This window comes from Alishewanella sp. WH16-1, assembly GCF_001441695.1.
Lineage (GTDB): Bacteria > Pseudomonadota > Gammaproteobacteria > Enterobacterales > Alteromonadaceae > Alishewanella > Alishewanella agri.
Map to the genome: position 1 here is coordinate 40,188 of NZ_LCWL01000072.1, position 25,535 is coordinate 65,722.

19 protein-coding genes are annotated in these 25,535 nt (G+C 50.7%); 8 read left to right on the top strand and 11 right to left on the bottom strand.

Annotated elements, in window-relative coordinates; genetic code table 11:
• The first annotated feature begins 103 nt into the window (after positions 1-103).
• The gene (locus AAY72_RS06395) at positions 104-412 is read left to right on the top strand and encodes a DUF6170 family protein (protein WP_057786164.1); all 309 of its coding nucleotides are present in this window, start codon (positions 104-106) and stop codon (positions 410-412) included.
• Positions 413-493: 81 nt separating this feature from the next.
• On the opposite strand, the gene AAY72_RS06400 is transcribed toward AAY72_RS06395, so the two are convergent.
• Together AAY72_RS06400 and AAY72_RS06405 are read right to left on the bottom strand one after the other, a co-directional pair.
• Positions 494-2,413, bottom strand: a complete 1,920-nt coding sequence (locus tag AAY72_RS06400) for a propionyl-CoA synthetase (protein WP_255355834.1) — start codon at positions 2,411-2,413, stop codon at positions 494-496.
• 184 nt (positions 2,414-2,597) lie between these two features.
• Positions 2,598-4,631 carry a GGDEF domain-containing protein gene (locus AAY72_RS06405; protein WP_057786167.1) on the bottom strand — a complete coding sequence of 678 codons (2,034 nt, stop codon included), beginning with the start codon at positions 4,629-4,631 and terminating at the stop codon, positions 2,598-2,600.
• Positions 4,632-4,840: 209 nt separating this feature from the next.
• Between AAY72_RS06405 and AAY72_RS06410 the strand changes: the two genes are divergently transcribed.
• A complete protein-coding gene (locus AAY72_RS06410; RefSeq protein WP_057786169.1) occupies positions 4,841-6,130 on the top strand; it encodes a hemolysin family protein in 1,290 nt (429 codons plus the stop codon).
• Between the two features lie 162 nt (positions 6,131-6,292).
• On the opposite strand, the gene AAY72_RS06415 is transcribed toward AAY72_RS06410, so the two are convergent.
• From AAY72_RS06415 to AAY72_RS06430, 4 genes are all read right to left on the bottom strand, one after another.
• Positions 6,293-6,499 (bottom strand): hypothetical protein, encoded by a 207-nt coding sequence (locus AAY72_RS06415; protein ID WP_057786170.1) that lies wholly within the window; start codon positions 6,497-6,499, stop codon positions 6,293-6,295.
• A 70-nt stretch (positions 6,500-6,569) separates the two neighbouring features.
• On the bottom strand, positions 6,570-7,175 hold the full coding sequence (locus AAY72_RS06420; protein WP_082628955.1) for a DUF5610 domain-containing protein: 606 nt from the start codon (positions 7,173-7,175) through the stop codon (positions 6,570-6,572).
• 115 nt (positions 7,176-7,290) lie between these two features.
• Positions 7,291-8,658, bottom strand: a complete 1,368-nt coding sequence (locus tag AAY72_RS06425; RefSeq protein WP_057786173.1) for an MFS transporter — start codon at positions 8,656-8,658, stop codon at positions 7,291-7,293.
• Between the two features lie 166 nt (positions 8,659-8,824).
• Positions 8,825-9,892: an alkene reductase gene (locus AAY72_RS06430; protein WP_057786175.1), complete on the bottom strand. Its 1,068-nt coding sequence runs from the start codon at positions 9,890-9,892 to the stop codon at positions 8,825-8,827.
• 254 nt (positions 9,893-10,146) lie between these two features.
• On the opposite strand from AAY72_RS06430, the gene AAY72_RS06435 reads away from it, so the two are divergent.
• Positions 10,147-11,349: an MFS transporter gene (locus AAY72_RS06435; protein ID WP_008983822.1), complete on the top strand. Its 1,203-nt coding sequence runs from the start codon at positions 10,147-10,149 to the stop codon at positions 11,347-11,349.
• On the opposite strand, the gene AAY72_RS06440 is transcribed toward AAY72_RS06435, so the two are convergent.
• The 3 genes from AAY72_RS06440 to AAY72_RS06450 form a co-directional block, all read right to left on the bottom strand.
• Positions 11,326-12,057: a pseudouridine synthase gene (locus AAY72_RS06440; protein ID WP_057786177.1), complete on the bottom strand. Its 732-nt coding sequence runs from the start codon at positions 12,055-12,057 to the stop codon at positions 11,326-11,328. The two genes, AAY72_RS06435 and AAY72_RS06440, sit on opposite strands and share 24 nt — an antisense overlap.
• 149 nt (positions 12,058-12,206) lie before the next feature.
• Entirely contained in the window at positions 12,207-12,815 is a 609-nt protein-coding gene (locus tag AAY72_RS06445; RefSeq protein ID WP_057786179.1) for a DUF4136 domain-containing protein, read from the bottom strand.
• A 150-nt stretch (positions 12,816-12,965) separates the two neighbouring features.
• Positions 12,966-14,426, bottom strand: coding sequence for an OmpP1/FadL family transporter (locus tag AAY72_RS06450; RefSeq protein WP_057786181.1), 1,461 nt, complete (start codon positions 14,424-14,426; stop codon positions 12,966-12,968).
• Positions 14,427-14,753: 327 nt separating this feature from the next.
• Between AAY72_RS06450 and AAY72_RS06455 the strand changes: the two genes are divergently transcribed.
• The 4 genes from AAY72_RS06455 (at position 14,754) to AAY72_RS06470 (ending at position 22,941) form a co-directional block, all read left to right on the top strand.
• Positions 14,754-15,812 carry an efflux RND transporter periplasmic adaptor subunit gene (locus AAY72_RS06455; RefSeq protein ID WP_057786183.1) on the top strand — a complete coding sequence of 353 codons (1,059 nt, stop codon included), beginning with the start codon at positions 14,754-14,756 and terminating at the stop codon, positions 15,810-15,812.
• Between the two features lie 13 nt (positions 15,813-15,825).
• Entirely contained in the window at positions 15,826-19,059 is a 3,234-nt protein-coding gene (locus AAY72_RS06460) for an efflux RND transporter permease subunit (protein ID WP_057786185.1), read from the top strand.
• Entirely contained in the window at positions 19,056-22,157 is a 3,102-nt protein-coding gene (locus AAY72_RS06465) for an efflux RND transporter permease subunit (RefSeq protein WP_057786187.1), read from the top strand. Before AAY72_RS06460 ends, AAY72_RS06465 begins: the two co-directional genes overlap by 4 nt.
• A 220-nt stretch (positions 22,158-22,377) precedes the next feature.
• On the top strand, positions 22,378-22,941 hold the full coding sequence (locus tag AAY72_RS06470; RefSeq protein WP_057786189.1) for a TMEM165/GDT1 family protein: 564 nt from the start codon (positions 22,378-22,380) through the stop codon (positions 22,939-22,941).
• A gap of 49 nt (positions 22,942-22,990) precedes the next feature.
• On the opposite strand, the gene rhlP is transcribed toward AAY72_RS06470, so the two are convergent.
• Positions 22,991-23,884, bottom strand: coding sequence for a rhombotarget lipoprotein (rhlP, locus tag AAY72_RS06475; protein WP_231728917.1), 894 nt, complete (start codon positions 23,882-23,884; stop codon positions 22,991-22,993).
• Positions 23,885-24,046: 162 nt separating this feature from the next.
• Here rhlP and AAY72_RS06480 point away from each other — a divergent pair, with 162 nt between their 5' ends.
• Positions 24,047-24,577 (top strand): hypothetical protein, encoded by a 531-nt coding sequence (locus tag AAY72_RS06480; protein WP_008983812.1) that lies wholly within the window; start codon positions 24,047-24,049, stop codon positions 24,575-24,577.
• Here AAY72_RS06480 and AAY72_RS06485 read toward each other — a convergent pair.
• The gene (locus AAY72_RS06485) at positions 24,557-25,417 is read right to left on the bottom strand and encodes a bile acid:sodium symporter family protein (protein ID WP_057786193.1); all 861 of its coding nucleotides are present in this window, start codon (positions 25,415-25,417) and stop codon (positions 24,557-24,559) included. The two genes, AAY72_RS06480 and AAY72_RS06485, sit on opposite strands and share 21 nt — an antisense overlap.
• Positions 25,418-25,535: the final 118 nt, after the last annotated feature.

Genomic DNA, 25,535 nt, shown 5'->3' on the forward strand with positions numbered 1-25,535 from the left:
CTATCCACAGGTCTCCGGTACCGGCCCGACCAGTTTATCCACAGGTCTCCGGTACCGGTCTTACCAGTTGTAACGAGGTATTTTGCGTTTATAGGTGGAGTTTATGATCTATTTTAATAGCCAGAGTATTCCCGAGCTGCAGGGATTGAATTTTTCGCAGCGGATGCAGGTGATTCGCGCTGCCGCCGACCGTTTGCCGGCACCAACAAAAATTACGCTTAATATCATTAAGTTAATTATTTTATCAGTATTGTTTATTCTAATAGCTCGAGCTGAGGGCTGGGCCATAGCCGGTTATGTGGCGTTATTAGTGGTGTTGTATCCGTTGATTACCCGGCCAATTACCTTTTATTTATGTCGCAAATCTTTTGCTAGTATTCGCCGGCAGCAATTCCCTGAACATGTTCAATAAATAAAAACTTACGAATTATCCACACGACTCCGGTACCGGTCCGATCTCAGACCTCCTACCGGTACCGGAGAGGTGGATAACTCAGGCTAAGCCGTGTTTTTTCATTAGGGCTTCTAGCTCGGGCAGGCTAGCCGGGTCATCGATAGTCGAAGGAATTTGGTAATTTTCGCCTTCGCCGATTTGCCTCAGCAGTTTACGTAAGATTTTACCGGAGCGGGTTTTCGGTAAGCGTGGTACCACCAGCGCGCGTTTGAAGCAGGCTACGGCGCCGATTTCTTGCCGCACCAGGGCTACCAGTTCGTTTTGTACCGTTTCGGCATCAGTGGTGACACCGTTTTTCAGCAGCACAAAACCAACCGGTTGCTGGCCTTTTAGCTCATCTGGCAAACCAATTACGCAGCATTCGGCCACGGCTGGATGCGAGGCGATAATTTCTTCCATTTCACCGGTAGATAAACGGTGCCCTGCGACGTTAATCACATCATCGGTGCGGCCCATCACAAATAAATAACCGTCTTCATCCAGATAACCGCCATCACCGGTGGCATAGTAGCCCGGAAACTGGCTCAGATAGCCCGCGAAAAAGCGGTCCGGATTGCCCCAGATAGTACTTAGACAGCCGGGTGGCAGTGGCAATTTAATGGCGATATTGCCATGTTGGTTGGCGGCAACCGGCTGACCTTCGTCATTCAGGATTTGTAGGTTATAGCCCGGTACTGGCCGGGTGGCGGAACCGGCTTTGGCGGGCAATAATTCGATACCGGCTAAATTGGCACAAATAGCCCAACCGGTCTCGGTTTGCCACCAGTGATCAATCACCGGTTTGCCAGATACCTCACAGACCCAGTGATAAGTTGGCGGATCTAAGCGCTCGCCAGCCATAAAGATGGTTTCGAGTTTACTCAGGTCATGCTGTTTCATTAATTCGGCATGCGGATCTTCTTTGCGGATCGCACGAAATGCAGTAGGTGCTGCGAAAATGGCTTTAACGCCATATTCGGCACAAACCCGCCAGAAGGCACCGGCATCGGGTGTAAACACCGGTTTGCCTTCATATAAAATTGTGGTGCAACCAGCCAGCAATGGCGCATAAACGATATAAGAGTGGCCAACTACCCAACCGACATCGGATGCAGTCCAAAATACTTCGCCCGGTTTGATATTGTAAATCGCTTGCATGCTGTAGTGCAGCGCCACGGCATAGCCGCCATTATCACGTACCACCCCCTTGGGCTTACCGGTGGTCCCGGAGGTGTACAGAATATACAGCGGATCATTCCCTTTTACCGCCACCGGCTCGGCAGGCGCGGCTTGTTGCATGGCGCTGTGCCAATCTAAATCTCGTCCGGCTAGCAGCGTCGCAGTTTGTTGTGGCCGCTGTAAAATAATGCAGCGCTCGGGCTGATGACTGGCTTTTTCCAGTGCACTGTCCAGTAACGGTTTATAGCTGATGATGCGGTTTACTTCGATACCACAGGATGCACTTACCACTACCTTTGGACTGGCATCGTCAATCCGCACCGCCAGCTCATGCGGCGCAAAACCACCAAATACCACGGAATGAATGGCACCTAAACGTGCCGTTGCCAGCATGGCGATGGCGGCCTCCGGCACCATCGGCATATAAATGACAACCCGATCGCCTTTGCCAACACCTTGCGCTTTTAATACGCCAGCAAATTTTGCCACTTCGTCGCGCAACTCCCGGTAGCTGTAGCGGCGTTTGCTGTTCGTTACCGGTGAATCATAAAACAGCGCTGTTTGCTCACCGCGCCCCTGTTCAACATGATAATCCAATGCCAGATAACTGGTATTAAGTTCGCCATCGGCAAACCATTGATATTGTCCCTGATGTTCAGTTAAGACCTGGGTTGGTTGCTTGAACCAGGCCAGCTTGCGCGCCTTATCGGCCCAGAATTCGGCAGCATTGTCGACGGATTTTTGGTATTCGGTACGGTAAGACATCATTTTTGCCTCTTTTTTTGGTCTTTGTGTCGACACTTTACAAAATTTTACGCTGAATAAAACTTAGACTATAGGCTATAGCCTTGCCAATTCTCTCAACAAAACTTATCCACACGTCTCCGGTACCGGTCGGAGCTCAGATGTCAGACCGGTACCGGAGACGTGTGGATAAGACGTGTGGATAAACTGGTCGGGCCGGTACCGGAGACGTGTGGATAAGTTAGCCGTTGATGGTGTGGAGTTGGATCATGTTCTCGCGAATGGCGCCTGACAGATCGGATTGCAGATGGGGTTCGGCATCAGCAAACGGCACATTCAGGCCGGTTACCAGGTTGATTTGATTCCGGCCGTTCACTTTGCTCAGGTACAGTGCCATATCGGCCACCTGAAGTACGCGTTCCCAGTTGAATTGATGCTCTGGCACGCCAGCAAAGGGCAGGTTGATAAAGCCACCGCTGATGGTAACGGGAATTTCTTTGCCTTCAAATAGTACTGGCAGCTCAGACACCTTATGGAGCAGTGTCTGGCAGAGCTGGTCGATGTCGTCTTGCTGTGGGCGCTGCAACACGATTAAAAACTCCTCACCACCCCAGCGGATTAATAGTTCAGTCTCCTGACAAAGTGCCTGTAAGCGTTGGCTGATTTCAATCAACACCGCATCGCCGGCAGCGTGGCCATAATGATCATTAATATGTTTGAAGAAGTCGATATCCAGCAGTAAGAGTGCACAGCGTGCGGGTTGGCTTTCCTGATGGCGCTTGGCCATCTTTTCCTGCATGGCGCGGCGGTTATACAAGCCCGTTAGGGGATCGCGCAGCGACTGATATTCCAGCTGTTTATTCATTTCCCGCAGCCGCAAATTAGAGCGGCGTACTTTACGGTACAACTGAACCAGCATTACGGCAGCCAGCCCCATCAGAATAATAAATAGCAGGGTGATTTGTTGTTGTAATTGTTTATTTTTAATCAGCTCTTCCTGCAAATCATTTTGCTGCTGCAAAATGGTGATTCGCTGTGCTTGTGATTTGAGATCGTACCGGCTTTGCAAATCATTGATCCGCTTTTCTCTGTTTTCAGAGAAAATTTCCTCACGTAGCGCCATTTGCTGTTGCAGCGTATCAGCCAGTTTTAAATAATCGCCGGCCGCGCGGTAGGCCTTGGCCAGCCATTCCAGATGGCCTTCCAGCTCGGTCTTAACGCCAAACTCTGCATAATAAGCATAGGCCGCTTCCATCTGCGCCAAACCAGCCGCAGTATCGCCCTGCATCACGCGGATATAGCCCAGATTTAAGCGCATAATCTGATAAGTATTGGGATCTTCTAACGCTTCAGCTTCCGCTAGTGCTGTTTCCAGCAGGGTTTTCGCTTCGGCATAGCGTTGTTCTTCAATCAGCAATGAACCCTGATTATTCATAAACGTCAGCGCTAATGACTGTTGTTTGCGCGCTCTGGCTAGGTCGAGCCCTTGCTGGTTGATTTGTTCGGCCGCCTGGTAATCTTTTTGCATACTCAGCACATAGCCCAGCGCCAGATAAAGATCACCTAAGTAATCGTCCTGACCATGCTTTTTGACTTCTTCAATCAGGTTTTCGAGAAGCGGTCTGGCCTGCGTCCAGTTTTTTAGCTCGGTATATACCAGGGCCGTTTGCCAGTTCAGGGACGAGCGGCGTAGCAGTAAACGGTCATCATTCAATTGTTGCAGTGCATCCATGGCACTGCTGTAATGCACCAACGCCTGTTCAAACTGGCCGTCGGTGCGGGCGAGATTACCAAGCATGCCATGCGTCCAATAGAGGATGCGCGGATTATTGGTATCCGCTAAGTATTCTTTGACTGTTTCAGCCTGCAAATAGGCTTCGTTTAGCTGTGATTTTAACAGCAGCACCTGCAATTGGAGTGTATTGATTTCCGTTAAGGCGTTGACAGTAATAGGTTTATCAGCTTTTGCCTGCAGGGCCGCAAGTAACTGCATAGCCTCAGCTTCATCGTCGGCTTGCCTGCTGTAAAACTTTGCCAGGATTTGGTAGGTCCGTGCTCTAACGTAGGTTTCAATGGGGGTAGTGTCATCCAACTGGTTTACAATACTTTGTAGTAGAGCGACTGCGGCCTCAGGTTCACGAAATTCAAGGTTGAGGTAGCGATCGAGCAACGCTTCCAGCTCGGAATCTTGCGCTTGTTGTATCGCTAACACCGTTAACGGTTTATCCAATTCCTGAGTATAAGCATAAGCTGACGGCGACACAGTGGCTGTCATAAAACTACAACACAGGATGGCTACTGTAAGCGCTGACTTAAGCATATTATTATCGCAGCTCGCTATATATTAGCCGTATTTGTAACTAAATTTTTCCGTAAAGTCCAGATAATAGCGTCAGCGAAACAGTGAAATAACGTATACTACCAATGGCGTAGCTGACAGCTGTTGGCTCTGGCGCTTTTTAATAGCTTTGTTGCGGATAATCTATGACTACCCTTGAATACCTGCTGGTGATGTTTTTGCTGGTCGCAGCCAGTTCGTTTTTTTCGATCTCTGAAATTGCTTTGGCCGCATCGCGCAAGATGCGATTGCGGATGCTGGCAACTGAAGGCGATGTGCGGGCAGAAAAAGTACTGCAGTTGCAGGAACATCCGGGTAACTTTTTTACGGTGGTGCAAATTGGCCTAAATGCCGTTGCAATTCTCGGCGGTATTCTTGGTGAATCAGCCTTCACCCCTTATTTTTCGAGCTTACTGGCGCTGATCAGTACAGAGCCCTGGGTTCAGCCGGCAGCCTTTACCTTGTCGGTATTCTTTGTTACGTCCTTATTTATTCTGTTTGCTGATCTTATGCCTAAACGTCTGGCGATGATTGCGCCTGAGCAAATCGCGCTGCGTATCGTGTCGCCGATGTTGTTGCTTATTCTGGTACTTCGCCCCTTTGTTTGGTTGTTTAATGGCTTGGCAAACTTATTCTTTAGTTTGTTTAAAGTACCAACGATGCGCAAAGATGACATTACGCCTGACGATATTATGGCAATGATGGATGCCGGTGCTCAGGCGGGAGTGTTACAGGAACACGAGCATCAACTGCTGGAAAACGTGTTTGATATGGAATCCCGCACCGTGACCTCGGCGATGACTGCGCGAGAGAGCCTGATTTTCTTCACCAAGGATGAATCACAAGACAATATTAAAGCCAAGATTGCCGAGCATCCGCATGCCAAATTTCTGGTATGTGACAAAGTGTTAGATCAGGTGGTGGGTTATGTTGATACCCGGGATATTTTAATGCAGGTGCTGCATGACCAACCTATTTCTTTGAGTAAAGAGGGCATAGTGCGGGCGCCACTGATTATTCCGGATACCTTGTCACTGTACGAAGTATTGGAGCACTTTAAGTCAGCAGGCATCGACTTCGCCATTATCCTGAACGAATATGCGCTGGTGGTGGGTATTATCACGCTAAAAGATGTGATGAGTATCGTCATGGGTGAGTTAGTCAGCTCAGAAGAAGATCAAATCGTAGCCCGGGATAACAACTCCTGGCTGGTCGAAGGTTTAACGCCACTGGCCGATGTGATGCGGGTGCTGGGTATTGATAGCTTTCCTGATGCAGAGAATTACGAAACTATCGCCGGCTTTATGATGTACAGCTTGCGCAAAATCCCGAAACGCACTGATTTTGTGCTGCACGGCGGCTATAAATTCGAAGTGGTCGATATTGATAGTTACAAAATCGACCAGCTGTTGGTAACACGAATAGAGCAGCCGTGAAGTTGGGGTCACAAGGTAGTTCAGCAGATAACGGATAATCATCAAATGCAATAAATTCCAGTTTTATCAGTGTTTGCTCAATTTTAATAAAAGTTCGGACACCGTAACGGTCGAACATGATTTATTTGATGATGTTTACGTTGGTAGTGCTGTCGCATAGGGTCAACCGCGGGCGGGCAAAAAGCCACCCGCTTTGCGAGCGAGCTGTTCGATTAAGTGGCGCTCATTAGGTGTCAGCAGCTTTTCATCCACAAAAGGCCAGCGACGCTCATAGGTTTCGAGTGCTTCGCGTTCAGCCAGAAAACGGGCAGAGGTATCCCAGAGCAATGCGTCGAGCTGGGCATATTTTTTACGATCAATCTTTTGCATAAAATCCCCCTGATGGATACCCCTTACGTTAGATGATCTTAACCGTATTGTCGAGTAATCAGGGGGGTTATCACTCAGTCGAAGGCTGCTGCTCAGGCTTGGTAAAGCTTTCCAGCATCTTCTCGCGGAAGCTCTGTAAACCCTGTTGCACTAAATCGTAGGTGGTATCGACGCCGGTTTTTACTTCACCATTAAAAACCTGCAGACCTTCGAGAATTTTAATCGCATCGGCAAAGCCTTGTTCGATACCTTTACCAATCACCGCCATAAAATCATTTAGTTGCTGTTCCTGATCATCTGACGGGCGCTGCTCTTTATAGATTGAGAATAAGCTGGTGGCAAAACCGACAATGCGCCCGGCGGTAGCTTCCGGTGAGGTGTCGATACCGGAGTCATAAATTTTTTGCGCGGCATTTTTACCAAAAATTGGCTCCAGCTCTTTGTTAATACCTTCCAGCGCAGTCTTGTACAATAAACTCAGCGAATTATTACCGCTTTGTAATGCCACTTTTTCGTTGGCTTGCAGGATCCCGGCATTTCTTTGTGCCTTTCCGGTTTTCTCTAGCATCTGACTGTAGTTTTCCTGCGCCCGGGCAGTGGCGCTGGCCGGTAACTCGGTTTTAAAGGCAGTAGGGCGGTTGGCATTTATTGCGACATCGGGTTTGATGTTACTCATCTGGGCACTCCTGTTACTTTTAGGCCTTAACGGGTTAACGGCCGGCTTTGAGTAAACTTTAGCCGAAATTGAGCTTCGGGGTCAGATCCCGAAGCTCAGGTATAGAAGTGCTGCTTTAAGCTACTTTGCTAGCTTCGGGATCTGACCCCGAAGTGCTGGTAATGGTATCCAGACCATGGCCATGCGGGCCTTGCTCGGTGCGCCAGAGTTTATAAGAGAAATATAAACCCAGTGATGCCATACCGGTATAAAGCCACATACCCGGTGTATAACCGTCGATATTATCCGGGCCGGCCATAAATTTATCATTTAGGAAACCGATGGTTAGCGGCACAATGGCCCAGCCTATTTGCTGACAGAAGGTCATCAGTGCGTAGGCGGAACCTAAGCGGCGACCATCGACAATATAGGCGACAGAGGGCCACATTACTGCCGGGATCAGTGAAAATACGATACCCAGAACGGTGATTACCAGTAATAAGGTTAGTGGTACCACGGCACTGCCAATAAAGGGGATGCTAATGCCCACCAGCGGGCCGGCTGGCGCATAGGTTACAATTAAAAATAGCGGTAGTAATACCAGTGAGCCTGCGGCCATAAAGAGGGCACGTTTACCGATGCGATCAACCCAAAGGCCGAATAGCGGCGTGGCGATAATAGCCGCAACCGGTAAAATGCTGCTGAGGATACCGGCTGCTTCACGATCCAGACCATGCGCTTGCTGGAAGTAGTCAATCGCGAAGCTACGAAATGGAAATACCGTGGCGTAAAACACCACACAAAGTGCGACCACATACCAGTATGAGGCACTGAAGCTGTAAAGGCCTTTAAATTCCAGCTTGTCATTATTTTCAGCGACGCCCAGGCTATAACGGCCTTCAGCCCGACGCTCTAAAATCCAGTACAGAATGGCAGCACTGACCGAGATACCGGCGACGGCGGTGGCCAGCCACAATGGGTCTTGCCAATTGGCGTAAAGCGGGCTGGCAAAGCCGGTTGACCAGTCGGCAGCGGTAGAGCCCAAGCGGGCAATCGACAGGTTAATACCAAAGGCAAAGCTGAGCTCCTTACCCTTAAACCATTTCGCCAGTACGGTGGTGGCGGCAACAATGAGTGGCTCGGCACCTAAACCCAGCAAAAAGCGCCCGGCCAGCATCATTTCAAAATTCGGGCTCCAGGCGGTAACCAGCGCGGCAAATAAACAAATCAAGGCAAACAGCGTAATGGCTCTTTTAGTACCCCAGCGGTCAATCAAATAGCCACCAGCTAGTAATACTAGCAGTGCCGCTACGTTATAGGCAGTGGAAAGCCAACCAATTTGCTGATAGCTGAAACCGCGTTGTTCGCGCAGTAAATCGACGATAGGCCAGAGCGAGTCATAAATGTAGTAGTTACCAAACATCGCCAGGCTGACAAACAGTAACACCATCCAGCGATAAAAAGGCGTGGGCGGGGGCAAATCCCGCCAGGATGCGTCATGCATAAGAAGTTTCTCGTTATTAGTATATAAGGTAAAAAGGGGCCAGATCTGCCGATCTCACCCCATTCTTGACCTCACAACTGTACCCGAGCTGACCGCCAGCTGCAAGCAGGCCGCATTAAGCTGGTCAGACCGCACTCCGGTACCGGTCTGACCAGTGTTGCAACTTTTAGGCGCTGGCGCGAGGATAATCGGTATAACCTTGAGCTTCGTGAGTGTAAAAGGTCGCCACATCAGGCTGCGCCAGCGGTAAGCCCTGAGCCAGCCGTTCAACCAAATCGGGGTTAGCGATAAAGGCACTGCCAAACGCGACGGCATCGGCTTGGTTGCGACCAATTACCTGGTTCGCTTCTGCCAGATCGTAACCCATATTTACCAGTAAGTTACCCTGATAATTAGCGCGTGCTGCACTGACCACGTCGCCAAACTGTAAACCGGCAAAGTCGGCACGCATCAGATGCAGGTAGGCCAGATTTAACGGAGTTAACACTTTTGCCAGGTAAGAAATAAGACCTACCGGGTCGCTGTCTTTCGCGCTGTTAAAGCTGTTCAGAGGTGATAAGCGTAAACCAACCCGGTCGGCACCCCAGACGCTGATCACGGCATCCAGCACTTCCAGCAGGAAGCGGGCACGGTTTTCGATACTGCCACCGTAACGGTCATTACGGTTATTAATACCATCACGCAGGAACTGGTCAATCAAATAGCCGTTGGCACCGTGGACTTCTACGCCATCAAAGCCAGCTTGTTTGGCATAGAACGCCGCCTGGCGGAATTGTTCGACCACCTCTGCCACTTCACTTGTGGTTAGCTGACGTGGCGCGGTGTAGTCTTTTTTACCCTCTGGTGTATGAGTGTAATCGTTAATGGCGGTGGTGCCGGCAGATACCGGCACTTTGCCGTTATTTAATGCCGGGTGACAAGCGCGGCCACCGTGCCAGATCTGTAGGAAAATTTTGCCATCTTTCGCATGTACTGCTTTAGTGACCTGGCGCCAGGCTTCGGCATGGGCGGCAGAGTAAATGCCAGGTTCACGATAAAATGACGAGTTACCCTCAGCAACCATGGTCGCTTCGGCAATCAACAAGCCGGCACTGGCACGCTGGGCATAATATTCAGCCATCAGTGCGGTGGCGTAGTGATCGACAGTCGCACGACAACGGGTTAATGGCGCCATCACAATGCGGTTTTTCAGCGCGACTGCGCCCAGTTTAATCGGGGAAAAGACAGTATTCATAACACTCCGGTGGTTGTGGTTTCTTCGTGTGACATAGATATGGGCGGGGCAGCGGTTAGACCAGTGCATTTAATCCATCTTTTCTTTCGATTTTTTGCAAGTCTTCCACTCGGCTGCTGGTCAGACCGCACTCCGGTACCGGTCAGAGGTTATACCGGTACCGGAGTCGTAACGAAGAGTGGCGTGTCGGGAGCAGGGATTTCGGGTACAATGGCCGTCTGTGTCGAAGTAGTGGCGTAGTGGGACGACAGACATTGATTGAATATAAATCGGTGGCGTTTTATCGCAGTGCATTGGCACTTTGTGTGGCAGCTGCGGCGGTGTTTGCCAACCTGCATCTGATGCAACCACTATTACCGGAGCTAAGCCGGCAGTTTCAGCTATCGGCACTGACAGTAAGCTGGGTCTACACTATTGGCACACTTTGTCTTGGCTTGTCGTTACTGGTGTATGCGGCACTGTCGGATGCCTGGGGCCGGAAAAAGCTATTGTTAATTACTCTGGCTGGGATGACGTTCAGTACCCTGATGTTGAGTCAGGTGGAGTCTTTTTCAGCTTTGCTGTTCTGGCGTGCGGTACAGGGGCTGTTTTTAGGTGGTTTGCCGGCTATTGCTATTGCCTGGATGGGCGAAGAGTATAGCAAACCTGCTCTGGTCACCGCGGTTGGCTTTTATATCAGTGCCAATTCGCTCGGTGGTATTTCCGGCCGCTTATTATCCGGTGCTATGGCCGATTTAGGGCACTGGCAGTGGGTATTTTATCCGATGACCTTACTTGGCCTGATCAGCTGTTGGTTGATTTGGCGTTATCTGCCCGCGTCTACCCAGTTTCAGCGTACCTCGTTTCGCTTCAAGCAAGCCCTTAGCGACAACCTCTTTCATTTGCGCCAGCCGTTGTTACTACTGGTCTATCTAATTGGCGGGCTAAATTTTCTGGTGTTTTTAAATCAGTATACCTATATCAGCTTCGTACTGGCGGCGGCACCGTTTTTATTAAGCAGTAGTTTGATTGGTTTGTTGTTTGTGACTTATCTCACCGGCACTTTGGGTTCGGCGCTGTCAGCAAAGATCGCCGCAAAACTTGGTGCGCCGTTAGCGATGGCGGTAGGCATTCTTATTATGATCTTAGGCTCTGTTATCACCTTGGGGTCAGGTCTGCTGCTGATTGCGGCCGGTTTTTTTGTCAGTGCTTTTGGCTTTTTTCTGTGCCATTCACTGGCCAGTAGCTGGGTCAGTCAGCATGCCACAAGGGCGAAAGCCAGTGCCAGTGCGCTTTATCTGGTGTTTTACTATCTGGGGGCCAGCTCCGGGACCCTCTATTTGCAGCCGTTCTGGCAAGCAGGGCAGTGGCAAGGTGTGGTGCTCGGTTCGGTACTGATGTTTAGTGTCACGCTGGCACTGTGTTGGCTGTTATGGCGTTATAAGCAGCAAACGTCAACACGCCCTAGTTTGCAGTAACGCTAATTCTTCTGCACTGATTGGCCGCAAAGCGCCCGCTGCAAGTGCCCCCAACTGCAGCTCACCAATGGCAACCCGGCATAAATCCAGTACCCGATAGCCCAATGCCCGGCACATATAACGAATTTGCCGGTTTTGACCTTCTTTTAAGGTGATTTTTAGTTGGTATGGGGCAAGAACTTCCGCCTCACAGGGCTTGGCCTGATATTGATGCGGTCCGACGTGCCAGCTAATCCCTGCGGCAAACTGCTGGCTGAGCTCTGCGGTAATGGGCTTGTCGACGGTAACCAGATAGGTTTTCGGCTGATGTGAATCCGGATGCAGTAAGCGTTGTGTTAAGGCGCCATCATTGGTGAGCAATAATAACCCGCGGGAATCTTTATCCAGCCGGCCCACCGGGTAGAGTCGCTCGGGAAGTTGTGCCAGCACACTCGCAATGCTGGCCGTATCGTCCGGGCGGATATTGCAATCAATACCGACTGGTTTGTGATACAGATAATAACAAGACGCCGGACGGCCGGGCAGTGGTTTGCCATCCACCCGGATTGTCGAGCTATCAGACAAATGTAAGGTGTGACTGGCGACTTTATCGGCTACCGTCACTCTGCCAGCACTGATTAAGCGACTGGCGGCACGACGCGAACAGAGCCCACTTTGCGCAATCAGTACCGCAAGCCTGCTTGGTGATGAAGTATCAGAAATTGTCACGGAATTGCCAGGGAACTGTCATAAAATTGCCACAGCATAACGGCATACTAGCAGCCGTTACACCTTCCTTCCTGGATATTTCACTCTTGTTTAGTGGTAGGGGGCCATTGGCCCCCGGTTTTTTTTCAGCAAAGGTCCACAAGTTGTCATTAAGGCGTCTGAGTCAGGCGGGTTGGGTAACGCTGATAAATTAAGGCTACCGAATCATTAATGGCCTGCTGCGGATTTTGCATCGCTTTATTGGATAACCGTCCTTCCAGCACGCCTTGCCAAACCACGCGTTTGGCGTTGGTATCAATGACATCAATCAGAATAGTCCCGACTTTATAGTTCACCTTTTCCACCCCGCCACCAAATAACGGAAAGCCGAAACTAAAGGCGCTGTTGCGGCCAAAATAGCCGTAACCGGCGTTAATGCTAAAAGGCGAACTGCGTACATCTTCGCGATTTTCAACATTGGTTTGATAGTTAACCAATAACTGCGGTGCTGTTTCATCCAGCCGGTAGCCCAAGGCGGTCATTTCACGGGTAATAGCGGCTTTAAAATGCTGGTCCAGCAGGGGATCGTAAGCCGGTTTTTCTGCTGGTGTGTTATCAGCGGCTGGGGTGGCAGTGGCTTCCTGATAGAAGGCAAAGGTTTGGTACTGACTAAAGTCAACTGTACGATCATAATCAATATTCGCTTGTCGGGGGCTGGCGCAGCTGGCTAACCCAAACACCGCCGCGAGCAGGAATAGCGTTTTTATATGCTTAAACATAGCGAACCTCATGCTGGAAAATAATGACACTGTGATAACTTTATACAGTGTACCTGAAATTTAGATTGCCCAGAATGAGTTTAGTTTAGCGGAATTAGCTGAATGGCGAATGAAAAACGCCCCCAACTGGGGGCGTTGCCTTGAAACCGCTTAAAAGCGGCGGTTGTACTGTACGCCCAGCAAGTAGGCTTTATTGTTATAGCGGGCCGTTACGTTGGCGGCACCCAGTTGTTGGTCCAGGGCGTTATATTCAAACTCGTTAATTTTCACTTCGTCCATTTGCATCACGCCCGCCGCCAAATCCAGGCTGCTTAGTGGCGACAGTTGTAAGGTTAAACCAGTACTCAGCCAGAACCGATCTGAGGTTGGGATCCGTGCCGTTTTATGCTGGCTGGAAATCGGATTTTCATCATAAGCCATGCCGGCACGTAGCGTCAGATCCGGGTTAACCTGATAGGTTGCACCTAATGCTGCGGCGTAGCTGTCGTGCCAATACTCCGGAATATAGCCAATATAGCCTTCACCTTGCAGGCTGCTGCTGGTGCTTAGCGAAATCGATGGCTCAGCGTCGGTGCTGATAATATCGATGCTGCGGAATTTACTCCAGCCGGTCCAGCTAAGGCTGGCTTGCAGTGACCATTGTGCGGATAGCTGCTGATCGACACTAAAGGCCAGGCTGGCAGGGGTGGTAAGTGCCAGCCGGCTTTTCTCGCTTAAAAAATCGCGCGCGGCAAAGCGGCCTGTATTGGCATCGACCAGTGGTAACCCCGGCGCAACGGCAATCAACCCCGGCGTGTCGCCGGCAGTGGCCGCAGTAATAGGGGTGTTGGTAATTTCAGAATCACCGGTCAGGGTATAACGTACTGCCGAATGATAAACCAGCGCCAGCCGCGTGCCGCTTACCGGCTCGGCATGTAACGCCAGGGTATAACCGAGACTGATATCATTACCTGTCACTTCATAGCGGCTGTCGCAGAACGCCGGATTTGACAGATCGCGGCCGGCCAATTGTGCAATACCGCTGCCCAGCTCACATAAACCGGAATGATCTTTATATTTGGACAAGGTGCCTTCGGCGCGATTCAGGCTGATAGCACCACCAATCGATAACCAATCCGTTAATTTGTAACCAACAGCGGGTTGCAGGCTTAACACCTGAACGGCGGTTTCATCGGCAAAATAGCGACCAGCCCAATCTTGCTGGTAGTCAGATGACAGCCCAAATGGCACATAAAAACCCAGGCCCCAGCTCAGGCGCTCGGTTAATTGTTGGCTATAGAATGCAAAAGGCACCACTTCTGTTAGTAAGACATTACCGGAGTCGCGACCCTGAACCGGCAGGCCGCGGGCATTTACGGCGTTAACATCATCATAGCGGGTGCGGGCATGGATCAGGTTTAGGCCGCCGGCAAAGTGCTCGCCCTGAAGCTGGGTTAAGGCGGCAGGGTTAGAATAAACCAAAGTCGCATCAGTGATTTGCGCACCGCGGCCAGCATAGGCATTGCCCATGCTGCTAACCGATTGTTCCAGTAATTTATAGCCTTCTGCCTGAGCAGACAGGCTACTCAGTGCCACTAAAACGGCAGCGGCAACCGAGGTTTTTCTTAGCATAAGTGAGACACCTTGTTGAGACAAAAGGTACACAGTATAAAACGATTATTATTTAGAGTACAGGCTCTAACCTGGGTTTGCCGCAAGCTGGTCAGACCGGTACCGGAGTGCGGTCTGACCAGTGTGCCTGCGTGGCTTTTGCTAAAAATTGGTGGTTTTTACTATTTTTTGGTGTTTCCGTTGTCGTGATTTGTAACAATTTAAACCTAAGTGACTGATCTTAAATCTATTAAACTATTGGCATAGTGGATGCGATTGACTAAGCAAATTAATTGATGGGGTCAGAGCAAAAGATCTGACCCCGGGAATAAGCAAGGAATAACGAAAATGAAAACTATTATGCCGCTTGCGGCTGCCGTGCTGTTCAGTAGTCTGTTTTTAAGCGGATGTAACCAGGCGCAAAGTAGCGTGAATGCTACCGCTGCAGCTGAAGTTGCCGTTCCGGTTGAAATTTCCCGCGCCAAAAATGGTGCTATTAGCAGCAGCTACCGCACTAATACCACGCTGGCCGCTCGTGCTGAAGCCGAAGTGATGGCAAAAAGCAGTGGTATTGTGCAGCAAATTCTGGTGGAAGAAGGCGAGCAGGTTAAAGCTGGCCAGTTGCTGGCGGTACTGGAGAATGAACGGCAACGTCATCAACTGGCAAAAGAGCGTGCTGAGTTAGGCCGGCTGAATTCAGAGTTAACCCGGATGACTGAGATGCACCAGCGCAAACTGGTCAGTACTGATGTTTATGAGAAATTAAAATGGCAGGTTGAAGCAATGCAAGCCGCCGTTGAGCTGGCTGAGCTGAATTTACGCGAAACCGAAATTCGGGCACCGATCTCTGGTGTGGTAGCGCGGCGCTATGTAAAGGCTGGTCAGCTGGTTAATCAGTTAACGCCACACTCGCTGTTTCATCTGGTGACCGAGACCGAGCTGGAAGCTGTTGTGCATTTACCTGAACAGCAGGTACTGCAGGCGAAAGTAGGGCAGGAAGCCGTATTAAGTTTTGCCGGCGTGCCGGAAGTGAAAGCCGCGGTTAGCCGGGTTGCACCGGTGGTGGATGCCAGCTCTGGCACCGTACGTACCACCTTGTTGATTGATAACAGTAGCCGCCAGTTAAAAGCCGGTATGTTTAGTCAGGTGGAAATCAAGTTTGATACCCGCGACAGCGCTTTGTTAGTACCAAAACGCGCACTGTTAACACTGGACAACTTACCTGGGGTATTGGTGCTGGACGCCGAAAGTCGCATCGTGCGCCGGCAAGTCACTTTAGGTTACACCGCGGATAACGTCGTGGAAATCTTAACGGGTGTCGAAGCGGGAGAGCAGGTTGTCGTGGCTGGGCATGCTGCGTTAAAAGAGCAAAGCCTGGTAAAAGTGGTATCTGAGCGCGAATTCTGACAGGGACGAAAAGATGAAATTAGTCGAAACTGCCGTGGCCCGCCCGGTCACGGTCTGGATGTTCACGCTTGCCATCCTGTTGTTCGGGATGGTGTCAGTTGGGCGGTTAGCGGTTAATTTATTACCCGATCTGTCTTATCCCAGTTTAACGGTGCGCACCACCTATGTTGGTGCCGCACCGGCCGAGGTCGAGCAGCTGGTCAGTAAGCCGGTGGAAGAGGCGCTCGGGATCGTCAAAGGTGTGCGCAAAGTGACCTCAGTTTCCCGCGCCGGACGTTCGGATGTGGTGCTGGAGTTCGACTGGGGCACCGATATGGATTTGGCGCTGCTGGAAGTGCGTGAAAAACTGGATGTGCTGTTTCTGCCATTAGATGTAGAAAAACCCTTGCTGCTGCGCTTTAACCCCAATCTGGATCCGGTAGTGCGCTTATCTTTATCTAAGCCAGAGATGACGCAGGCGGATCTGGTCGCCATGCGCACTTTCGCTGAAGAAGAATTTCGTCGCAAACTGGAGTCTTTCCCTGGTATCGCTGCCGTGCGGCCAGATGGCGGCTTAACCCAGGAAATTCAGATCCTGGTTGATCCGCAAAAACTGAGTCAGTTACAGCTGGATATTAGCCTGATTACCCAGCGCCTGAAAGCTGAAAACCTGAATTTAGCCGGTGGTCGACTGGAAACGCCAGCCTATGATTATCTGGTGCGGACTATTAACCAGTTCGCCAATTTATCTGAAATTGAAAATCTGTATTTAACCACCGTCGGTAATAGCCAGGTAAGATTAAAAGACGTGGCGCAGGTGCGTGATGCTTATGCTGATCGCTTAAGTATCAGCTATATCAATGGCGCTCAGGCGATTGAGCTGGCGATCTATAAAGAGGGTGATGCTAACACGGTCAAAGTGGCCGAGGCGTTATTATCGCGATTAGATGAGCTGAAAAAGATCTTGCCAGCCGGTTATCAGCTGGATGTGCTTTACGATCAGTCGCAGTTTATTAAACAAGCCATTAGCGATGTCAAATCGGCGGGTATTGTCGGCGGCATCCTGGCGATGCTGGTGTTATATCTGTTTTTACGTAATGTTTGGGCCACGGTGATTATTTCGGTCTCAATCCCGGTATCGGTGATCGCCACCTTTAATCTGATGTACGGTCAGAATATTACCCTGAATATGATGAGCCTCGGTGGCATTGCACTGGCGGTGGGTTTGCTGGTGGATAACGCTATCGTGGTATTAGAAAACATTGCCCGTTACAAAGAGCAGGGCATGCCGGCGAAAGAAGCCGCGCGCAAAGGCGCGGGGGAAGTGTCGATGGCCATTACCGCCTCAACACTGACTACCGTTGCCGTGTTCTTCCCGCTGGTGTTTGTTGAGGGCATTGCCGGACAATTGTTTCGTGACCAGGCCTTAACCGTGACCTTCGCGCTGTTAGTATCGCTGGTTGTTGCCTTGACTTTAATCCCGACTATGGCTGCCCGCAGTATCCAGCGTAGCAACACGTCTGATACTGTGCTGCCGTTACCATCATTAAAACCCAGTCGTTGGTATCACTGGCCGTTATTATTAATCCGTTTACCGATCCGTGCCCTACACCTGTTGCTATTAGGCGTGGTCACCTTATTGAGTTTACTGTTTGGCTTATTGGCAAAAGGCGCTTACTGGGTATTTCGTCCGGCGGTGTTGTTGGTACAGGGATTATTAAAAGCCATCGAGCGCGTCTATTTACGGTTATTAGCGGCGGCGTTACGCGCCAGAGCTTTAACGCTGACGCTGACCTTAGCGGCGGCAGCGCTGTGCTTTAGTTTACTGCCACGGCTGGGAGCCGATGTCATTCCGCAATTAAGTCAGGGCGAGTTTTATGTCGACGTACAGTTGCCGGTGGGCACGGCCATTGAACAAACCGATGCATTATTAAAGCAACTATCAACCCAGCTTAAGCAATTCCCGGTGGTGGCGCGCAGCTATGGTTTAGCGGGAACCGGCGCGCAGATGTCAGTGGATCCGGCGATTGGTGGCAGTCACTGGGGCCGTTTGCATGTGGTGATGTTAGCTGACAGCACCGCGGACGACGAAGCGCTGGTGCAGGAGGAGTTACGCCGCAATTTAGCGCAACTGGCCGGGGTGACCAGTCGGTTTGACCGGCCGCAGCTATTTAGCTTTAGTACTCCGCTGGAGATTGAGATCAGTGGTTATGATTTAAGTCAGTTATCTGAATCAGCAGAGCGTTTAGTCTCTTTACTGGCTGCCGATCAGCGTTTTACCGACATTAAATCCAGCCTGCGGCCAGGTCAGCCGGAAGTGACGCTGTATTTTGACCATGCCCGCTTATCGCAATTGGGGATGACCGCACAGCAATTAGCACGCCGCGTTGCCACCTATATAGGCGGTGAAGTCGCCGGGCAATACAGTTTACATGATCGGAAAATTGATATTCGGGTGCGACTGGACGAACAGTTCCGCCAACACGAACTGCAATTGGCAGAGTTAATCATTAACCCGGGCGCAGCCGAACCGCTGCCGTTAAGTGCGGTCGCGCAAATTCGCCGCGAGGTAGGTCCGAGCGAAATTACCCGGGTGGGCCAACAGCGGGTTGCGCTGGTTACTGCCAATCTGGCTTATGGTGATTTGGAGCAGGCGACCGCTGCCGCCGAAGCCGCTTTGTCACAACTGATCCTGGCACCAGGCCAGCAAGCCGCAGTAATGGGGCAAAGCGAAGAAATGCAACGTGCGTACAGTTCATTATTGTTTGCGTTGTTACTGGCGATTTTCCTGGTTTATCTGGTGATGGCATCGCAGTTTGAGAACCTGCTACAGCCGCTGTTAATCCTGTTTACTGTACCCTTAGCAGGAGCCGGGGCAGTACTGGGGCTGTGGATAACTGATACCCGGTTATCCGTGATCGTGTTTATCGGTTTGATAATGTTGGCGGGTATCGTGGTTAATAACGCCATCGTGTTGATTGATCGCATAAATCAACTGAGAGCCGAAGGTAAAGCCATGGCAGAGGCGATTGTCGAGTCTGGTCAAAGCCGCTTACGCCCGGTGTTAATGACGACCCTGACCACAGTACTGGGGTTATTGCCGATGGCACTGGGTACCGGTGAGGGCAGTGAAATCCGCGCGCCCATGGCTATTACGGTGATCGCCGGTCTGTCGATTGCGACCCTGTTGACGCTGGTGTTTATTCCGGTGCTCTACAGCCTGCAACGTGACAAAATCCCTGCGACCGCAGCTGAGGAGGCGCTATGAGCCAGCAACCACAGCTTGCAACGCCTGAAAACGTGGCAGAGAGCAAACCCATCTGGTTAACCCGCCTGGCATTAAGCCGGCCGGTGACCATCTGTATGTTGTTTATCTCAATGTTATTGTTCGGTGGCCTGGCGAGCCGGTTATTGCCGCTGGAGATGTTTCCGGGCATTGATATTCCTGAGTTGTATGTGAATGTGCCTTATCCGAATGCTACGCCAGCCGAGGTCGAGCGGCTGATCACCCGGCCGCTGGAAGAAGCGCTGGCGACGGTCAGTGGTATTAAGGAGCTGCGCAGTTTTGCCAATGAAAACAGTGGCGATGTGTCGCTGCAATTTCGCTGGAGTGAAAATATCAGCAGTAAAAGTCTGGAGGTGCGGGAACGCTTAGATACGGTGCGCCATCTGCTGCCAGCCGATGTGGAGCGGGTATTAGTATTCCAGTTTAATACCAGTGATATGCCGATTTTTCAGCTGCGGATCTCATCAGAACGCGATCTGGCGATGGCCTATGATTTGCTGGAGCAGCAAATTAAACGGCCATTAGAGCGGGTGCCCGGTGTATCTAAGGTAGAGCTGTATGGCGTGGAAAAACGCCAGGTAATTATCCGTTTAGATCCGGATAAGTTAAGGTCGCTGCAAGTTGATCCAACAGCCTTATTAACCCAGTTGCGTGGTAGTAATTTTGCGTTAAGTGCCGGAGAGTTGCGAAACCCGGAGCAAAGTGTGTTGGTAAAGCCTCTGGGTGAATATAAAGAGCTGTCAGAAATTGCTGCCCTACCGATCCGCCCGGGATTGCAGTTGCGTGAGGTGGCCAGTATAGAGTTGGAGCTACCCAAGCGTGAGGATGGCCGGCATTTAAACCAAACCTATGCGGTAGGGATGAATGTGTATAAAGAGTCGGGCGCGAATCTGGTCGAAGTCGCTAAAGCGGCGATGCAGGTGGTGGCCGCTGCTGATGCCAATCCGGCGTTTAACGGCATTAGTTTGTATGTGATGGACGATCTGGCAGATAACGTTAGTAAATCGCTGCGGGATCTGTTGCAAGCCGGTGCCATTGGCGCCTTGTTATCTTTTGTGGTGCTGTACTTATTCTTACGCCATTTGACGACCACGCTGGTGGTGGTGTTGTCGGTGCCTGCGGCCATTATTGTGGCGTTAGGCGCGATGTATTTTCTGGGGTATAGCCTGAATATCCTCAGCATGATGGGCCTGATGCTGGCCATCGGCATGCTGGTGGATAATGCGGTGGTGGTAACCGAAAGTATCTTTCGTGAGCGGGCGCTGTGTGGCGATGTACGCACAGCGACAGAGCGTGGTGTCAAACGTGTCGGTTTAGCCGTATTGGCCGGTACCGCAACTACGGCAATAGTGTTTTTACCGAACATTATCGGTGAAAAAATGCAGCTGACGATTTTCCTTGAACATGTCGCTATCGCCATTTGTTTGTGTCTGGCTATTTCGTTATTACTGGCGCTGACCCTGATCCCACTGCTGACCACCCGGCTAAAGGTGCAGCCAGTAGCAGAGACACAGGGATCGGCGTTAGACCGATTTTATCGCCGCGCGCTGACTAAGGTGATGAACTGGCCAAAAACCGCGACCGCCCTGGCGATACTGGTGTTGTTAAGCGCGGCTTTACCATTATCGCAACTGGGCAGTAGTAATGAAGACGAGGAAGATCGCAGCCGCTTGTTTCTGAACTACAACATCCAGGGCAATTACAGTTTGGAAGAAGTTCGCGCTGAAGTGTCGGCGATGGAAGCGTTTTTATATAGTCGTCAGCAAGACTTTTTTATCGAGTCGGTCTACAGCTATTACCGCTCTGGTCATGCCATTTCGATTATTTTGTTACAACCTGATGTCGATATTGATCTGAATACCCTAAAAGAACAGATTCGCCAGGACTGGCCGCCATTAGTGCGGGCGCGCCCCAGCTTTAGCTTTGGTAATAACAACAATGCGTTGCAGTTACATTTGTTAGGTAATTCCACCGAGCGTTTGTTGGAGCTGGCGGCAGAAATTGAGCCAGCTTTACAGGTGCTGCCGTCGATAGCCGAGGTTAGCTCGGATCTAGCGAAGGGGCAGCAAGAAGTCCAGATCCTGTTAAACCGGCCAGAGTTGGAGCGCTTGGGTTTATCGGCGGAGCAGGTGGCACAAAGCGTGTCGCTGGCGCTGCGTGGTGTTAATTTACGCACCTATCGCAGTGCCGAGCAGGGCGAGCTGCTGATCCGACTGATTTATGATGAACGGATCAGTAAATCCTTGTCGGAATTATCGGCGCTGCCGGTTGCGGCGGTGGCCGGTGTCAGTATTCCGTTATCGCAACTGGCGGAATTAAAGGTTGTACCGCGGTTGCAATCAATTCGCCGCTTTAACCGCGAAACCGGTGTGGCGCTGCAGCTGGCCCTGAATAAAGATATCAGCATGGAGGATGCCCGCAAGGAGATTTCCAACCTGATGCAACAGGTACAGCTACCGGACGGCTATCGCTGGTCATTTCAGGGCGGTTTTGTACGCCAGAACGAAGAGCAGCAGGTGATGATCGTCAATATGCTGCTGGCGCTGGCAATGATCTATATTGTGATGGCTGCGTTATTTGAATCCTTATTAATGCCCAATGCCGTCATCGGCAGCTTGCTGTTCTCCTTTGTTGGCGTGTTCTGGACCTTTTTTATCACCGGCACTGGCATGGGCGTAATGGGGATGATCGGCATGCTGGTATTAATGGGGATTGTGGTCAATAACGGTATCGTGCTGGTTGACCGGATTAATCAGGATCGGCAATTACTACCGGACCTGGCGCTAAAAACGCTGATTATTGAAGCTTGTACGGCACGCTTAAAGCCCATTTTGATGACGGTATCGACCACGGTGTTAGGTTTGGTACCGTTAGCGCTGGGTAGCACTGCTATCGGCGGTAATGGCCCCAGCTATGCGCCGATGGCAATTGCGATTATCGGCGGCTTGCTGTTCTCTACCTTGACCAGCTTATTATTGGTACCGTTGAACTACTATGGTTTGGTCAAACTTCGCAGTGCGACGGGTAATTTGGTGGCACGTAGCAGATTATGGCAGCGCCGGCTGTTACGTCAGGCCTAGATTGTAAATTGCTGAGCCTGCCGTTATACTAGGCACCTCTTTAAGGGAGTAATCGGCCGTAAGGCGCCTATATCAACATACTTGTGCCGCATGCATATGGTATAGGCAGCAGGTTCAGCAGCGCTGGCTTGTGTGATGAGACTTAAGATAAGACACTGACCGAACGCGGGAGTCAGTTCTTATCTTTTGTCGATAATATCCCGCGCTAATGCAGGATGTTATGGACGCTCTACTATCTTCTTTTACCGCTGTCGCCATTGCTGAAATCGGTGACAAAACTCAACTACTTTCGTTATTTCTGGCGGCGCGTTTTCGCAATAAAACCGCCATTATTGCCGGTATTCTGGTGGCCACCTTACTTAATCACGCCGCATCCGCCTGGCTAGGTGTCTGGGCGGCGCAGTTTATCCCTGCCGGTTGGGGCCACTGGCTGTTAGGCGGCTCTTTTATTGCGGTAGCGCTGTGGTTGCTGATCCCGGATAAAGACGATAGTGAAGACACTGCTATGCTGAAATATGGCGCCTTTGTTGCCAGTTGTGTGCTGTTTTTTCTGGCCGAGATTGGTGACAAAACCCAGATTGCAACGGTTATTCTGGCGGCCAGCTTTGAAAATGCGCTCTGGATGGTGGTGTGGGGCACAACGCTGGGGATGCTAGCGGCTAATGTGCCGGTGGTCTATGCCGGTAGCTGGTTACTGCAAAAAATTTCGCTGGATTGGGCGCGCCGTGCGGCCTGTGCGGTATTTATTTTACTTGGGATCTTTACCATTTTGTCAGCCAGTTAGGGCTGGGCTGGGCCGTTGCTGCTGCGGGTTGCAGCGCAACGGCAATGGCTTATTTATTGCGGCGGGACAGTGCTACCATGCCCAATAACAGTAAGGCCAACAGACTACTGCTACCGCCGCCTTTATAGTTATTGCTGTGTACAACTTTAATCTCGTCAGGCTGGTTTTTCAGGCGTTCAGTAAAACGTTCCAGCTCCAGCTCTAAATTGGTGATCATCTGTTTGCTAGCCTCAGTAAAGCCTTGTTGACTATCGCGGCGTAACTCTTCACTTAAATTCACCGGTGTAGCACGGCCTTTTACCTGGCTAACGCCCGGGGCCCGGAACAGCAATTTTCGACTGTTAATATCATAAACAGCGGTATCCATCAGCGTGCTGGTATCGTTTTTTTGACCTGACACCAGATAGGCGCCGACTAAGGTCCAGTAACTTAGTGCCCCTTTCGTTTCGTCACTAAATTGCAGCTGGTCATAAGACACCAGGGCAATCACATCAAAACCAAACATCGACTTTAACTGCTCCAGGTTGGCAAAACTACCTTGCGGCCTGAGATAGGTGCCGGGAATAATCTGGATATCACTGATATAGTCCAGGGACCGGAAATGGCCGGCAATATTTTCCATAATTCGCTGTTTTGCGGTCTCATCCAACAGATTGGCGCCGTGTTGGCTCAGCGCCCAGGCGTTGCCACCGCTACTATGGCTGCGATCGGCGGGGACAAAGGCAATGCCGACTCTAAGGGGCAAGGTTAATATCGGGGTTGCCGGCTCAATATTCACTTGCTGATCTTGCGGATAGAGATAGTCAACGACACTGCTGCGACTGCCCATTTTCTGGCTGGCGCAACCGCTTAATCCTAAAACCACAATTAACCCCAGTAACAGGCTACTTGAGCTGCGAAACGAAGCAAACAACGCTGGCATAGTGAAATTCTTTCTCATCATTCAATACGCATTACACTAATCGCAACCGCATAGTTTTGCTACTGTAATTTTATCAACACGTCTCCGGTACCGGTCTGACCAGTTGCAAGGGTCGTTAAAAAGCTTCAGGTGGCATTCAGGTGTCTTGCTAATAATCGACAGAGTAATTGGATGGAGAACCTTATGCGTAAAATGGTATTAGCTGTGGTGCTGGCCACTGCCAGTGCTGCGACATCGGCGGCTACTGTGTTAACCGAACAAAATATTGCTAAACTAGAAGCCGTGTTGCCGGAGCTGTTAGCCATTGAGCAGGATAACCCGCAGGGGCTGACTAAACTGCGGCTGAAAAAGCATTGCGACTGGCAGCAACATGCCAGTGATTTACGCCAGCAGGAGCAGGGCAAGGGGTATGTGGCTGAGGTTGATCAGGTTCTGGCAAAACATCAATTAACAGCGCCGCTGTTTTTAGAGTTAACCGCGAAAGGCAGTTGGCCACTATTACAATCGTTACAACCGGTACAACAACTGACCCGCCAGAGCTTACCCTTTTTACCTGAGCCACAGCGGCGCATCGCGGAGCAGAAAATTCAGCAAACTGAGCAGATGCAACAGGCGATAGAACCCTGTTTAACGGCTGCCGATAAGACAGCGCTACAGCAACATCAGCAGCGGCTGTTAAAGTTAGCCACCAGTCTACCGGGGGCCGCGTTTTAACGCCCACCAGGTAAATACGCTGGCACTGCCAAACATCAGTAAACTGTAAACGCTTGGTGCAATCGACATCGCTGAGCTTTGCAAAATACCAGTAGTAATTAGTAGTGCCAGGGTGCCATTTTGTAAGCCTACCTCCAGACAGATGGTCCGTGCTTGTTGCTCGTTATGCAGCAACCAGCGCCCCAGACCATAACCCAGAGCCATCGACAGCAGATTCAGTGCCAGCGCCGCCGGGCCGCTTAGCAGCAGATACTGCCAGAGCGTATCGCCTAAATCATAGGCAATACTGACAATCAGCAGCAGTAATACCAGTACCGAAAAACGGCTGATTTGTGGCTGGGCGCGCTCGGCAAAATGCGGAAACTTCGCTTTGACTAACATGCCGATTATCACCGGGAGCACGCCAACGACCAGTAAGGTTAACCAGGTTTTGAGTAGTGGTAGCTGCAATAAACTCTCGGCGCCTAAAAATTGTTGCATCGCCCAGGCTGCTAAAAATGGCAGGGTAAAGGGAGTAACGAAACCCACCAGCGCCGTCAGGGATACTGATAAGCCAACATCGGCTTTCGATAAATAACTATATAAGTTCGACGTCGTGCCACCCGGACAGAGTGCCAGAATAAATAAACCAACTGCCAGTTCGCCCTGAAGTTGAAACACCGCAATCACGCCAAGTGCCAGCAGCGGCAGTAGCATCAGTTGTGCCATCGCCCCGACGAAAAACGCTTTCGGCTTGGTTGCGACTTGGTGAAAATTCTGTGGTCGCAGGCTCATGCCGACACCGGTCATAATAAAGATCAGCGCTAGCGGTAAACCAATCTGAGTCAGAGTTTCGAACATAGGTGTTTAATTTTAAAAGCAGAATGGCTTTTAAACTAACCTGTTGTTCCCTTTAGCGCAACCTCAACTTATCCACAGGTGTCCGGTACCGGTCTGAGGTCAGAGGCTGATAGATCCC